This is a genomic window from Actinoplanes sp. NPDC049668 (assembly GCF_044465445.1).
Classification (GTDB): domain Bacteria; phylum Actinomycetota; class Actinomycetes; order Mycobacteriales; family Micromonosporaceae; genus Actinoplanes.
In genome coordinates this window covers 132,839-145,795 of record NZ_JBITLR010000009.1, presented here as the reverse complement: position 1 = coordinate 145,795, position 12,957 = coordinate 132,839, and the positions used below count along the sequence as shown (strand labels likewise).

The window sequence follows — 12,957 nt, the reverse complement described above, 5'->3', positions numbered from 1 at the left end:
TAAGGGTGGGGCCGGTCAGGCCGCGAGGGGCAGCGTGACGGTGAACGTGCTGCCGTGTCCCAGCCGCGACCGCGCCGTCACCGTGCCGCCGTGTTCGGTCACGATGCCGCGGACGACCGCCAGGCCGAGGCCCGGGCCCGGCACGGCCTGCTCCATCGCGTTCGACGCCCGGTGGAACGGCGTGAAGAGACCGGCCAGGTCGCCGGCCGGGATGCCGATGCCGGTGTCGGTCACCGTCAGCACCGCGCGGGCGCCGTCGGCGCGCAGCCGGTAGCGGATCTCGCCGCGGTGGGTGAACTTCATGGCGTTGTCCAGCAGGTTGCGCAGGGCCCGCTCCAGTTGCCGGGCGTCGCCGGCGACCCGGACCGGCTCGGCCTCGCCCGCCAGCGCGATCCCGCGCTCGCGGGCGACCGGCGCGAACTCCGCGTGCAGCGCCGCGATCACTGTGGACAGCCCGACGGGTACGGCGCCGGCGCCGGGCGCACCGGCCGCGCGGTCGAGCAGCAGCAGGTCGGACACGATGTCCTGCAGGCGGCGGGCGTTGCGCAGGATCGCGCCGACGCCGCGCCGCTGCGCCGGCGACAGCTCGCCCCCGTCGCCGTCGGCAAGCAGCTCCGCGTAGCCGAGGATGTTCGTCAGCGGCGTGCGCAGTTCGTGCGTCACCGTCGCCACCAGGGCGTTCACGCGCTCGTCGAGCCCGCTCGGCGCGCCGGCCGGCCGGAACCCACGGCGGAGCGCGGCCCGCATGCGGGCGCTGGTCGCGGCCATGTCAGGCGCCCGGCAGGGTGAAGGAGACGGTGGTGCCCACGCCGCCGGGTGCGGCGGCGGCCCAGATCCGGCCGCCGTGGCGTTCGACGATGCGCCGACAGGTGGACAGGCCGATGCCGTGCCCGGCGCCGCTGCGCGGGTCGACCCGGGCGAACATCTCGAAGACCCGGTGGCGCTGGTCCGCCGGGATGCCGATGCCGTTGTCCGTCACGGTCACGAGCCAGTCGCCGGCGTCGCCGCGCTCGGCGGCGACCTCGACGCGGCACGGCCGGGCCGGGTCGCGGTACTTGATCCCGTTGCCGATCAGGTTCTGCAGCAGCTGGCGCAGCAGGGTCGGGTCGCACGCCAGGGTGACCGGCGCCGAGGGGGCGCCGATGACGGCGCCGCCCTGCCGGACCAGGTCGCCGAGGTCCAGCAGCGCCTGGTGCACGGCCTCGCCCAGCTCGGCGTCGCCGCGCGCCCGTGGCTCGCCGCCCACCCGGGCGTAGGTCAGCAGCGCCTCGATCAGGCCCTGCATCCGGCCGACCGCCCGGGCCGCGCCGGTGATCCACCCGCCGGCCCGCTCGTCGAGCGCCTCGGCGTACTCGTCGGCGAGCAGGTCCAGGTAGCCGCCGACGACGCTCAGCGGCGCCGCCAGGTCGTGGCTGACCACGGCGGCGAACTGCTCCAGCTCGCCGTTGGAGCGCAGCAGCTCGCCGTGCACCCGGGCCTGCCGGCGACGTTCGAGCAGCGCGAGCACCACCCGGGCGAGGTCCTTGAGCCGGTCGATCTGCTCGTCATCGAGCTCGCGCGGCTCGGCGTCGAAGACGCAGAGGGTGCCCAGCGCGTGGCCCTGCGCCGTGACCAGCGGGGCGGAGGCGTAGAAGCGGATGTCGCCGCGCCGGCCGTCGACCCACGGGTTGCCCTTGTACGCGGGATCCGCGGCGGCGTCCGCGACCCAGACGAACTCGCCCGCGCGGAAGTGGACGGCGCACAGGGAGTCGGCGCGCGGCGAGACGGTGCCCGCCAGGCCCGCTCCGGCGAGCTGGCACTGGCGGTCCTCGTCGATCAGGTTGAGCGCCGCGGTCCGCACGCCGGCGACCGTCGCGGCGACCCGGACCACGGCCTCCAGCTCGTCGTCGGCGGGGCCGTCGAGCACGCGGTACCCGTGCAGCGCCGCGAGGCGCTGCCGCTCGTCTGTGCCCACCCCGCCTGCCTCCACTGCCCCACGCCCGACTCCGACGAGAGGTATTTCGGCACCGGCGACGACGACTTGAAAGATGCCGGCGGGGTCTGTTACAGCTCGTCCGGGTCCGCGCTGGGGCTCACCGAGGGGGTCGGGGTCGCGCTGCCGGTCGGGCTCGGGGACACGTCCGTGCTGGGCGTGACGCTGGGGCTCGGGGACACGTCGGTGCTGGGCGTGACGCTCGGGCTCGGCGTGACCGGGCTCTTCGTCGGCGCCGGCTTCGGCCGGGTGGCGCTGATCACCACGGCGGTGTAGACGTCCCCGACGCGGATGCCGGTCACCGTGATCCGGGCGCCGGCCAGGATGCCCGCGACGGTCGCGCGCTTGCCGTTGACCCTGATCTTGGCGCGCTCGGGCACGGTGACGGTGACGGTCTTCCTGCGGACGTCCTTGGTGCCGCCGTTCGCCAGCAGCGTCACGGTGCCGGCCTCGGCGTCGACGGCGGTGACCTTGCCGTTGGCGGCGAAGGGCACCCGGACGGGCTTGCGCGGCTTGTGCGGCTTGCCCGGCTTCCCGGACTCGACCGGCTTGTGCCCGGCCTTCGCGGCGGCTACGGCGCCGTGCGACGAGGGCGAGGCCAGGGCAACGGCGGTCCCGGAGACGGCGGGGACCATGATCCCGACGGCCAGCACGGCGGCGGCAGCGGTACGGGGCAGACGCATCTGAGCGATCTCCTTGCTCGGGGGAAGCACACAGCCTGCGGATGACGGGGTGCAAACCGTGTCGCGCCCGGTTGCCGAACGGTTGCACCTCGGCCCTCGGAAATGGTTCGACACTCAGTTCCATTCCGGGATTTCGAGAAGTTGTTACCGATCCGTAACTATGGCCAAACGCACACGTGTGGTGACCGTCACGCCCCAGTGGACCGCCCGATGTGTCCATTGGTGACGCATCTTCAGGAATTCATCGCGACCATTGCTTACTATCCGTAGCGATCAATGTTTCTCCGTGGTTACCGGCCGGTAGCCAACGCCCTTGTCCTGATCACCGGGTAGCGGCAACATTCCCGGCACATCAGGACGGCCGCATCGACGTGCCTGTATGCGACGGCCGTTCCCAGTTTGGCAAGGAGGATCCGTGAAGGATGCGCAAGGCGAACCGGCCTACGGTCGCACCAACTGGCGCCGTTTCGCCGTAGCGGTGGCCGTGCCGACCGCCGCCGCGGGCGCGCTGGTCTTCGGCCTGGCCAACGGCGCGTTCGCCGCCACGTTCGCGGTGTCGGGCCAGTCGTTCAAGATCTCGGCCGACCGGCTGGAGGGCACGGGTTTCGCCCAGTACGGCGACTCGGTGCACAAGAAGAACGGAGACGCGATCCCCGTGGCGGTCTCCGGCATCTCCTCGGCGACGCTCTACAACCTGTGCCAGTCGGTGAAGACCCCGGGCGTGCCGATCACCCTCACCATCCGCGCGGGCCGCGACGAGGCGCACCCGGCGAAGGCCACCAACCTGCTGATCGGCCTTGACGAGCTCAGCGGCGAGGCGGAGTTCACCGACATCAACATCGGCCAGGACGCCTCGACCCTCGAGCTCGGCGGCGAGGACGCGCACGGCGAGGCGGGCGCCTTCGGCCAGGAGGCGAAGCACGTCACGATCACGGGGCTGCGCCAGACCGCCGTTTCCACGTCGGCCGGCACGTTCACGCTGACCGGCCTGAACATGAAGGTCAACTGGCCCGGCGGCGGCGACGGCAGGCCGACCGAATGTTTCTGACGTAATTGCGGGAGGCCCGCGGGGCGCACCACCCCGCGGGCCTCCATCCTGCCGGGGTAAGGCACCATTTCTGGAGGAGCAAGTGGCAACGACAAGTGCGTCGGGCGGCGAATTCCGCCGCTGGCGGCGAGCCCGGCCGTTCTGGGGCGGGCTGCTGCTCCTCATCGCCGGGCTGGAGTTGTTCCTCAGCGCCAACCTGTCGCTGGGCGACCTGCAGCTGCATTTCGGTCCTGAGGGTTTCCTGTCCTACCTACTCCCGCTGATGCTCATCCTCTGCGGCGCGCTCACCTGGGTCACGCCGGCGCAGCGGCTCTTCTACGGCATCCTCGGCCTGCTCACCGCGGTGTACTCGCTGATCGGCCTGAACCTCGGCGGCTTCTTCGTCGGCATGCTGCTCGGCATCGTCGGCGGCGCCCTCGTCCTGGCCTGGTCGCCGCGGCGACCGCAACCGGGTGCCACCGACACCGCGCCGGAGGATCCCGAAGGGCCGCCGCACCGTGAGCCCGAGCCCGAGGACCCGCGCGACGACGAGCGCCGCGACGCCTCGGACCCGGCCGCCGCCGGCCTGATCCTGCCGGGTTTCGGCGACGCACCGGGCGACGGCCGGCACCGCTCGGTGTTCCGGCCGCGGGCGGAGTGGTACCCGGCGGGCCAGTCGCAGGCGCGCCCGCCGTCCGGCGGCGTCTCCCACAAGGCGCTGGCCATCATGCTGGTGCCGCTGGCGGTGACGGCGGCGGCGGTCCTGGCCGCCGCCGCACCCTCCCCGGCCCGCGCCGAGCCCGAGTGCCCCGAGGGCCTGCCGTCCCGGCCCGCCGCCGCGGCGAAGAGGGAGGCGTCGCGGCAGTCGTCGGCCAAGCCGGCGCCGAAGAGGACCCCCACGAAGCCGGCGCCCGCCAAGCCGAGCCCCAGCGCCTCCGCAGGAGCCTCCCCCACGCCGACCGAGGGTTCCGGCAACCCCATCGTCGACGGCCTGAACGACTTCGTCGAGGGCGTCGGAGACCTGTTCGGCATCGGCGGTGAGGAGGAAGCGACCCCCAGTCCGTCGGCGACGCCGTCCCCGACCGCGAGCCCCGAGCCGACCGGGTCGGCCGCACCCACCGCGACGCCGTCCGGGTCCGGCTCCCCCACGCCCAGCGCCTCGCCGACGCCGTCGGCGACGCCGAGCCTGCCGGACGTGCCCTGCCTCGGCCCGCCGGTCTTCAAGGAGGCCGGCCCGGACGACGTGCCGACCGTCTCGGTCAAGGGCGGCACGCTGAAGACCGCGTCGCTGACGATGTACGACTCCACCTACGACGGCGTGACCCGGCTGCGGACCGCCAAGGGCACGATCGAGGCACTCAAGTTCAGCATGCGCAAGGCCGTGAACAAGCCGTTCAAGCTGACCGTTCCCGAGCCGAGCGGCGCCCGCACGGTGATCGACAGCAAGGAGCTGACCACCGAGGGGGACGTCCGCTTCTACACGCCCAGGTTCAAGGGCAAGCTCTTCGGCGTCATCCCGGTGACCTTCACCCCGGATTCCCCGCCGCCGCTCACGCTGCCCGTCCTGTGGTTCACCGACGTGGAGATCGACCTGGCGTTCGTGCGCTGCGACACCCTGACCGGCGTACCCCTGACCCTGACCGAGCCGTCCTGAGCGACGCCGCCGGCGCCGCCCCGGTCAGCCGGCGCGGCGGGCGCGCCAGCCGCGGACCGCCTCGTCCGCGTCGAGCGGGGGCAGCAGCACCGGCGGACCCTCCAGCAGCCCGGCCCGGGCCTTGCGCAGCTGCTCGTTCAGCCGCGCCACGTAGCCCCGCACGTCGGCCTCCGAGGCGCAACGATCGATGGTCTCCCGCAGGTCCTGTGCCTCGCGGCGCAGCGCGAGCGTCGGCGGCAGCGCCCCCGAGCTCGCGCCCTCACGACGCAGCCAGTCCTTGACCCACCAGTCCTCGTCGTACTCCCGGCCGTGGTCGCTGAGCGGCCGGCCCGCGCCCGGCAGGTTGTCGAACTGACCCTGCTCCTGCGCCTCACGGATCTTGCGGTCGATATGCGACTCGTACCAGCTCGCCATGCGTACCAGTTTAGTTCCGGCGGTCGGCGGCCAGGGCGTTGACCTCGGCGTACGGGGGGATGCCCGTGGGGCCGGGCTCGCCGGCGGCCACCGCGCGGGCGGCGGCGACCGCGGCGCCGAGCGCGGTCCGGAAGAGCATCGAGCCGGTGCTGATCCGGGCGACGCCCAGCTTCGCCAGCGCCGGCACCGTCATCCCGGGCAGCAGCAGCACGTTCAGCGGGGCGTCCACGCCGGCGACGACCGCCCGGATGTCGTCCTCGTCCGCGAGGCCCGGCACGAAGACGCCGTCCGCGCCCGCGGCCGCGTAGGCGCGGGTGCGGGCCAGCGTCTCGTCGAGGTCGCCCGCGTCCAGCCAGCGCGTGTCCGTACGCGCGTTCACGAAGAGCCCGGGCACCCGGGCCTTGACGGCCGCGATGAGCGCGACCTGGTCCGCGACCGGGGCGAGCGTCCCGTCGGCGTGGCCGTCCTCGAGGTTGATCCCCACCGCGCCGGCCTCGGCGAGGTCGGCGGCGAGGTCGGCGACCGCGTCGGGCCCGCCGCCGAATCCGCCCTCGACGTCCACTGTGACCAGCACCGGCAGCCGCCCCAGCCGCCGCATCAGGGCGATGGTCTCCGCGCGGCCCTCGCCCCGGCCGTCGGGCAGGCCGTGCGCCGCGGCGACGCCGAGGCTGGTCGTGCCGATCGCCGCGAAGCCGGCCCGCGCCAGTGCGGCGGCGGAGGCGACGTCCCAGGCGTTCGGGAGCACGAGCGGATCGCCGGGCAGGTGCAGGGCTCGAAAGTCGTTCATAGGCCCCACTTTACGGTTTCCGCGAAAACATCGGTGACCATGGATGCGCTGCGGCGTACCGGAACAGTAAGGTTTCCTCTCGGTAGCGACCAGAGGAGGCACCGTGAGGCGTTCCATCACCGCGGCGGTCGTCGCCGCGACAGCGGCCGGCGGAGTGCTCGCCGCCACCGGACCGGCCGCGACCGCCGGCCGCACCGCCGTCACCGGCACCTACTCCGCGGGCGCCGCCCGGGCCTGGCAGCCGCTGCCCGCCACCCACATCGGACCCGCGCACGGCCCGGCGACCGACGCGACCGTCGTCATCGATCCGAGCGCGCCCCGGCAACGCTACGCCGGCCTCGGCTTCTCGCTGGACGAGACGAGCGTCTCCAACCTGTGGAAGCTGACACCGGCCGAGCGCGACCGGGCCGTCCGGCTGCTCGTCGACCCGCGGACCGGCGCCGGGCTCGACCGCTTCCGGCTGACCATCGGCAGCCCCGACCTCATCGAGCACCTGCCGTTCTGGTCCTACGACGAGCTCCCCGCCGGGGTGACCGAGGACTTCGGCCTCCGGCACTTCTCCATCCGCCGCGACATCGACGCGCACATCATCGACACGATCAAGCTGATCCAGCGCCACAACCCGCGCGCGACCTTCTTCGCCTCGGCGTGGAGCGCGCCCGCCTGGATGAAGACCAACAACCGGTTCACCGGCGAGGTCGCGCCCCGGCCCGACGGCACCGGCGCGTATTACCAGGTGGGCCGGCTCCGCGACGACTGCATCGACGTGTTCGCGCGCTACTACGTGAAATACCTGCGCGCGTACGCGGAGCACGGGGTGAAGATCGACGCCCTGACCCTGCTCAACGAGCCCGGCATCGACGTGGTCTACCCGGCGATGGACCTCAGCATCGCCCAGCAGCAGCGGCTCGCGGTGGCCGTCCAGCGCGAGGTGCGCCGCGCCGGCCTCGACACCCAGCTGTACGTGCACGACTTCAACTTCTGGGACTGGCGCGACCCGAACAGCACGGAGACCAAGAACTACCACCGCGTCCTCGACGACCCGCGGACCGACGCGGCCGCCGACGCGATCGCGTTCCACCCGTACTGGGGCGACCCGGCCGTCATGCGCGACGCGTACGAGCAGACCGGCAAGCCGGTGCACCTGACCGAGACCAGCGACCTGTCCCCCGCCACCATCCTGAGCTACCTGCGGCTGGACGCCTCGTCCTACGTGATGTGGGCGCAGACCACCGACCAGGACGGCGGCACCCTGCACTGGACGCCGTCGCGGGACAACGACGTCGACTGGGCGGAGGTCGGCCGCACCACCAAATGGCCCGACCGCCTGGTCAAGGTCGACACCACCGCCCGCACGTTCACCGTCCGCGACGAGCTGTACGCGATGGGCCAGTTCGCCCGCTACCTGGGCCCGGAACACGTCCGGGTCGAGTCCAGCGCGACGGCCGACGGAATCAGCAACGTGATCTTCAAGGACCGCCGGGACCACTTCGTCGCGATCCTCGGCAACGGCGACGCCGAGGCGAGGACCGTGCGGGTCGTCCTGGCCGGCGGGTCGTTCACCACGACGGTGCCGGCGAACTCGTACGCCACCTACCGCTGGCGCGGCGCCGTGCCGTCCCCGCACCGCAACCGCCCGCCGGCCCTGCGCCCGGTGCCGGAGGTCGTCGCCGACCAGTACGCCACGACCGAGCTGCGCCTGTCGGCGGACGACCCCGACGGCGACCGGCTCGCCTATTACGCCACCGATCTACCGGACGGTGTCAGCGTCGACGCCGCCACCGGAACCGTGCGGATCCACCCGACCGTCGCCGGCCAGCGGAACCTGACGTTCCGGGTCACCGACGGCGCCGCACACGACGAGGTGACGGTCCGCTTGACGGTGCGCCCGCGCGGCGCACCGATCGGCGAGAAGATCGAGGCCGAGTCGTACGTCGCCCAGCACGGCTGGGTCGAGGGCGGCGCGAACTTCGTGGAGAACACCCCTACGGCCAGCGGCGGCCGCAACGTCGGCTGGACCGCGCCGGGGAACTGGCTGCGGTACCGGGTGGACGTGGCCCAGGCGGGCACGTACGACCTGGAGCTGCGGGTCGCCAACGGCACGGGCACGACCGCGCCGGACGCGGTGTCACTGCGCGACGCGGCGGGCGCCACGCTGGCCACGGTCTCGGTCCCGGACACCGGCGGATGGGCGGCGTACCGGTCGGTGCACGCCCAGGTCACCCTGCCGGCCGGCGATCAGCAGGTGACCCTCTTCTGCGAGACCGGCGGCTTCAACGTCGACTACCTCCGCCTGACCGGATAGCGCGCCGCCGACAACACGCCACCCGGCGGTTGCTATTCCGGATCGATTGCGACACAAGCCCTCTTGACTTCCGTCGGTCCCCCAGAGGCGTCGCGATACAGAATGGCGCACATGTTACCGCTCGGCAGCCAAGTGCTGGGCAGCGTCGGCTCGACGTGAGTCCGCGACCCCTTCCAAGTGCAACGCTGTTCGCCTCCTTGCGAGTGGAATGTCCGCACGCCGCGGTGGGTCGCTTCAAAGTCGATCCACCAATTGCAGACGTTCCCCGCATATTCGAAGCCGCTTCGAATGCGCCAAGGCATGTGCCCGCCGGATCCGACGTAGTCGTAGGAGATGCTGAACAGGCCTTGCGGGGCGCAGTGCCCTGCAAGGCATCGGGTGACCCCGAATGTGGTCACACCTTCGCGGGTGTTGAAGCTGGGATCAGCCTTGGCCGGCACCGCGCCGAGCAGTGTCAACGCCACGGCGACGCCGCCTGCGACGAGAGTCCGAACAGCGTTCTTGCTGGCAACTCGCGCGCTAGGCATGACCCTTGTCTCCGCTCCCCAGTGGCACTTCCTGGATCAATTCTGGACACAGAGGAGAATAGTCCCCATCCCTCCTGAGAGTGACAGCATAGCGAGGGTCGATCAGAGACAATGAATCTCTTTTTTCGACGAAGGGCAGCGCTTCAGGCGACCGGGTATCCCATCTCCGCGGCCTTGGCCGCGACGGTGGCGAAGTCGGCCGGCTCATGAATGGCGTGGACCAACACTTCGGTCAGCGGTCGCCCGGCGAGGATCGCCGCCACCGCCGCCTCATCGGTCTCCACCGAGAAGTAGCCGTTGGCCCACTGCGTGTACTCCGCGGGCGAGCCGACCGCCACCATAGGGAAGAGCCACATGGCGCCGTCGGGGTCGCTGTCCCCTTCGGCGAGCGGGCCGCTGAAGTCGAGCGTGCCGCACCGCCACCCCGAGTCGCCGGGTTCGTGCCAGGCGCAGACAGTCGCCTCGAGGATGTCCTCGAAGAGGAACGACGGCTCCCGGGTGAAATGCGCCAGAGAATCCGGCAACCCGTCCAGGAGGCCCGGCCAATGCGCGGGCGGATCTTGAACGTACGGCGAAATCGCGCACTCGTGGTCGAAGCCGAACAGAAACGTGCCCGCCTCGGCGAAGGCGATGCCGTACGAGTCGCCGCCGCCGTTGTCCATGCGGGCCAGGGACGTCCCGTCCGGCGCCCACTTCTCGTGGTAGCTGTGCCGCGGGTACCGCCCCCCGAAAACGGCGTCCAGCACCGCGAACGAACGGCAGTGTTCCCGAAGGACGGATGGCGCAGGCAGGAGTGGAAGCAGGTCATGTACGTTCACGCGATCATCTAAGCACCCGCCGAAAAGCCGGCAGGACGACACGGTACAACCCGTCGCCGTCCGAGTGGAATGCTGACGCATGCCACCCGATGACGCTCGGCAATAGCCTCGACACAGCGGCCGACATGTTCATATGGTCCTTCGCATGCAGGTCACCAGCCTCAGTCCCCAACCCCGGTCCTACGCCCAGGGCGCTCTCGTCACCGGGGCAAGCCGGATGCTTTTCATCAGCGGGCAGGTTCCGGTAGCTGTCGAAGGCGGGGTTCCCGACGACTTCGATGCTCAATGTCGCCTCGCGTGGCAGAACGTGCTGGCTCTCCTGGACGATGCGGGTATGGCCGTACATAACCTGGCCAAGGTGACGATCTTCCTATCGGATCGGCGATACCGAGAGGCCAACGCGAAGATCCGTCACGAGGTCCTCGGTGGCCACAGCCCGGCTCTCACCGTCATCATCACCGGTATTTACGACGAGGCGTGGCTGCTGGAAATCGAGGCGATCGCCGTCGCGTGAAGCCCGATCCGACCCACCCCTGAACTTGCGGGCACGCGGCGGCTTCCGCTTGGTGGACACGCCCGGCCGCGAGGGTGCCCAGAGTCGTAGCGGGCGCCACGGGTACCGGACCCGTGGCGCCCGCTCGGCGAGAGCCTGCAAGCCGTCAGCCGTTGTCGATCAGACTGGCGATCTCGTTGTAGATGAGATGTGCCTTCGCGCCCTGGTTGGACGGGCAGCCGCCAAGATGATGCAGCGCGACCACGCGGTGACTGCCGTCCAGCACCGGCGAGCCCGAGTTGCCACCGGACGTGTCGCAGCTGTAGCTGATGTTCCACGTGTTGAAGTTCGCGCTCCGCACGGCGCAGGTCGGGCCGTTCTGGGCGTTCTCGTAGATCGCCACCCGCTTCGCGGTGCCGTCGCCGTGTCCGGGAATGTAGATGCGCGTGCCGGTGGTGGTAGCGGCCGTCGCCAGGTACAGCGTGCCGAACCTCTGGATGTTGGCGAAGTTGTTCACCGAGTACAAGGTGTAGTCCAGCTGATTGGAACTGCCGCTGCTCACCCGGTAGAGGGTGGCGCCGCTGACCTTGGTGCCCGCCCCGGGATTCGCGCCTCCACAGGTGGCGCACTGATAGTCGAACTGCATCTCGCTGCCGCTGACCGCGGCCTGCGTCGAGAAGCAGTGCTTGTTCGTCAGCATCCGGTTGGTGTTGCCGACTCGCCAGGTGGTGCACAGTCCACCGCCGCTGATCAGCAGCCGCGCCACGGCCCCGCCGCGGGCGTACTCGGCTGGATGACTGCTCTGGTAGCAGACCACGTCGCGGCGAGCATCGGTGCTGCAGACGGACATGAGCGAGACGTTGTACTGGGTGATCTCCGCCTGGTCGTAGCCCCGCCAGAAACGGTCGATGGTCACGGCACTGGCGTTGCGAGCGCGCCTGCTGTGCAGGGTCACCACCGCGGTGTCACCCTCCACCGACATCGCCCAGAAGCCCGGCTGCCCGTCGGTGGTGAAGTCAGAGCTGGTGGCCCGGTCAAGGCCACGGTTGTACCGGTAGCTCTCACGGCCGTCAGGGCTCGACACGGTGACGAAGTCGCCGGGGGCCAGTCGTAGCGCACTGACGTGGACCTTGATGTACGTCGCACCGGGATGCCGAATGATCTGTGTGCGGCTACTGCCGTAGTCGGACAGCGAGGCACTGAGAGTGCGAAGTTCGCCGACGGTGGTGACACCCTCCACCGAGAACTGATCCGGTTCGGGCGCGCGCACCGAGTCCGGCGCGAGCGGTCGTGCTGACTGCACATCGGCCTGAGCGGGCGCCGTCGACAGCAGTCCCAGCCCAAGCGCACAGGCCCCGACCACGACCATCGCCGTCCGAAGCGAGCGCAAAGCATGTGCCATGGCTGTTCCTCCCAGCAGTAGCACCGGTCGGTGTTTCCGCCTGTCGGAGGCCGACCAAGTTAGCGCCACGCTACGAGCAATACATAGACGTCGGTAGATAGCACTCGACTCATACGCCGCCGCGTGATACGGCTGCAACATGCAGGTAGACGCACCCTCCGCCGAGCCCGAACAGGCGGCCGAACCAACCCACCGGCCTCCCCGACCGGCGGCCAGTTGTTGAGGCAGGCATTGGCCCATGAGCTGGGGTGCCTCATGTGCGATGACGGGGGGTGGTATTCGGCTTGCATTGGATCTGTTCGTGGTCTGCTGCGACGGCGGCGGCCGGGGGTGATCAAATAGCGCTCATGACAGCCGTGGCGTGGCGTGACGGGGTGCAGGAACTACGCCGCTTGGTCGTGGCGGAGAACGGCGTCCCGGACCGGATCGAGGACGTGGGTCTCGCCTGGCGTGCCTTCCGGGCGTTCCTGGCCGTGCCGTTGACGGGGCTCTTCGACCGCCGGGAGAGCGTTGATGTCGAGGCGGACACGCTCATCGTCGACTTTGGCGTGTTCGGCGGGGAGGACGACCTGCCCGGCCTACTGCTCGTCCGACGCTTCGATGTGCCGTCCCTCGAATGGCATGACGGCAGGCCAGGCGAGCCGTCAGACGACGAGGACGAGGACGACCTCGATCTGGACCTTGCAGATACCGTGCAGATCGAGCTCGAACTGACGTTCGCCCGCGACATCACCGCGGAGGTCGACGACGTCTGGACCGCTGCTCGCAGCGGTGAGTTCGCCGCCGAAGACTTAGCCGAGGCCGAGGAACTTGTCCTGACCTTGAGCCGGGCGCAGCCGTTGCGGAGTCGGATCGATCTTGTAAATCCCAACTGA

Annotated in this window: 13 protein-coding genes; 5 read left to right on the top strand and 8 right to left on the bottom strand. The window is 70.7% G+C overall.

The annotated features are described in order from the left end of the window. Window positions 1-15 precede the first annotated feature (15 nt). The 3 genes from ACIBSW_RS34075 to ACIBSW_RS34065 form a co-directional block, all read right to left on the bottom strand. Entirely contained in the window at window positions 16-768 is a 753-nt protein-coding gene (locus ACIBSW_RS34075; RefSeq protein ID WP_354730569.1) for a HAMP domain-containing sensor histidine kinase, read from the bottom strand. Window position 769: 1 nt separating this feature from the next. Next, window positions 770-1,954 (bottom strand): ATP-binding protein, encoded by a 1,185-nt coding sequence (locus ACIBSW_RS34070; RefSeq protein ID WP_354730571.1) that lies wholly within the window; start codon window positions 1,952-1,954, stop codon window positions 770-772. An 89-nt stretch (window positions 1,955-2,043) separates the two neighbouring features. Further along, a complete protein-coding gene (locus ACIBSW_RS34065) occupies window positions 2,044-2,655 on the bottom strand; it encodes a hypothetical protein (protein WP_354730573.1) in 612 nt (203 codons plus the stop codon). A 415-nt stretch (window positions 2,656-3,070) separates the two neighbouring features. Between ACIBSW_RS34065 and ACIBSW_RS34060 the strand changes: the two genes are divergently transcribed. Both ACIBSW_RS34060 and ACIBSW_RS34055 read left to right on the top strand, forming a co-directional pair. Then, complete coding sequence (locus tag ACIBSW_RS34060) at window positions 3,071-3,703, top strand: DUF6230 family protein (protein ID WP_404799541.1); 633 nt, start codon at window positions 3,071-3,073, stop codon at window positions 3,701-3,703. An 82-nt stretch (window positions 3,704-3,785) separates the two neighbouring features. Further along, window positions 3,786-5,336: a DUF6114 domain-containing protein gene (locus ACIBSW_RS34055; RefSeq protein WP_404799540.1), complete on the top strand. Its 1,551-nt coding sequence runs from the start codon at window positions 3,786-3,788 to the stop codon at window positions 5,334-5,336. 24 nt (window positions 5,337-5,360) lie between these two features. Here ACIBSW_RS34055 and ACIBSW_RS34050 read toward each other — a convergent pair whose 3' ends face one another. Together ACIBSW_RS34050 and ACIBSW_RS34045 are read right to left on the bottom strand one after the other, a co-directional pair. Further along, complete coding sequence (locus ACIBSW_RS34050) at window positions 5,361-5,750, bottom strand: DUF1992 domain-containing protein (RefSeq protein ID WP_354730624.1); 390 nt, start codon at window positions 5,748-5,750, stop codon at window positions 5,361-5,363. Between the two features lie 10 nt (window positions 5,751-5,760). Continuing rightward, entirely contained in the window at window positions 5,761-6,537 is a 777-nt protein-coding gene (locus ACIBSW_RS34045) for an isocitrate lyase/phosphoenolpyruvate mutase family protein (protein ID WP_354730622.1), read from the bottom strand. A gap of 103 nt (window positions 6,538-6,640) precedes the next feature. Here ACIBSW_RS34045 and ACIBSW_RS34040 point away from each other — a divergent pair, with 103 nt between their 5' ends. Beyond that, on the top strand, window positions 6,641-8,842 hold the full coding sequence (locus ACIBSW_RS34040; RefSeq protein ID WP_354730620.1) for a carbohydrate-binding protein: 2,202 nt from the start codon (window positions 6,641-6,643) through the stop codon (window positions 8,840-8,842). Window positions 8,843-8,874: 32 nt separating this feature from the next. Here ACIBSW_RS34040 and ACIBSW_RS34035 read toward each other — a convergent pair whose 3' ends face one another. Continuing rightward, window positions 8,875-9,306 (bottom strand): hypothetical protein, encoded by a 432-nt coding sequence (locus ACIBSW_RS34035; RefSeq protein WP_354730618.1) that lies wholly within the window; start codon window positions 9,304-9,306, stop codon window positions 8,875-8,877. Between the two features lie 206 nt (window positions 9,307-9,512). Beyond that, window positions 9,513-10,115, bottom strand: a complete 603-nt coding sequence (locus ACIBSW_RS34030) for a hypothetical protein (protein WP_354730616.1) — start codon at window positions 10,113-10,115, stop codon at window positions 9,513-9,515. A gap of 217 nt (window positions 10,116-10,332) precedes the next feature. On the opposite strand from ACIBSW_RS34030, the gene ACIBSW_RS34025 reads away from it, so the two are divergent. Further along, the gene (locus ACIBSW_RS34025) at window positions 10,333-10,701 is read left to right on the top strand and encodes a RidA family protein (RefSeq protein WP_354730614.1); all 369 of its coding nucleotides are present in this window, start codon (window positions 10,333-10,335) and stop codon (window positions 10,699-10,701) included. Window positions 10,702-10,846: 145 nt separating this feature from the next. Here the strand turns inward: ACIBSW_RS34025 and ACIBSW_RS34020 are convergent, their stop codons facing one another. Continuing rightward, window positions 10,847-12,082 (bottom strand): trypsin-like peptidase domain-containing protein, encoded by a 1,236-nt coding sequence (locus tag ACIBSW_RS34020; RefSeq protein WP_354730267.1) that lies wholly within the window; start codon window positions 12,080-12,082, stop codon window positions 10,847-10,849. Window positions 12,083-12,429: 347 nt separating this feature from the next. Between ACIBSW_RS34020 and ACIBSW_RS34015 the strand changes: the two genes are divergently transcribed. Then, a complete protein-coding gene (locus ACIBSW_RS34015) occupies window positions 12,430-12,957 on the top strand; it encodes a hypothetical protein (protein WP_354730265.1) in 528 nt (175 codons plus the stop codon).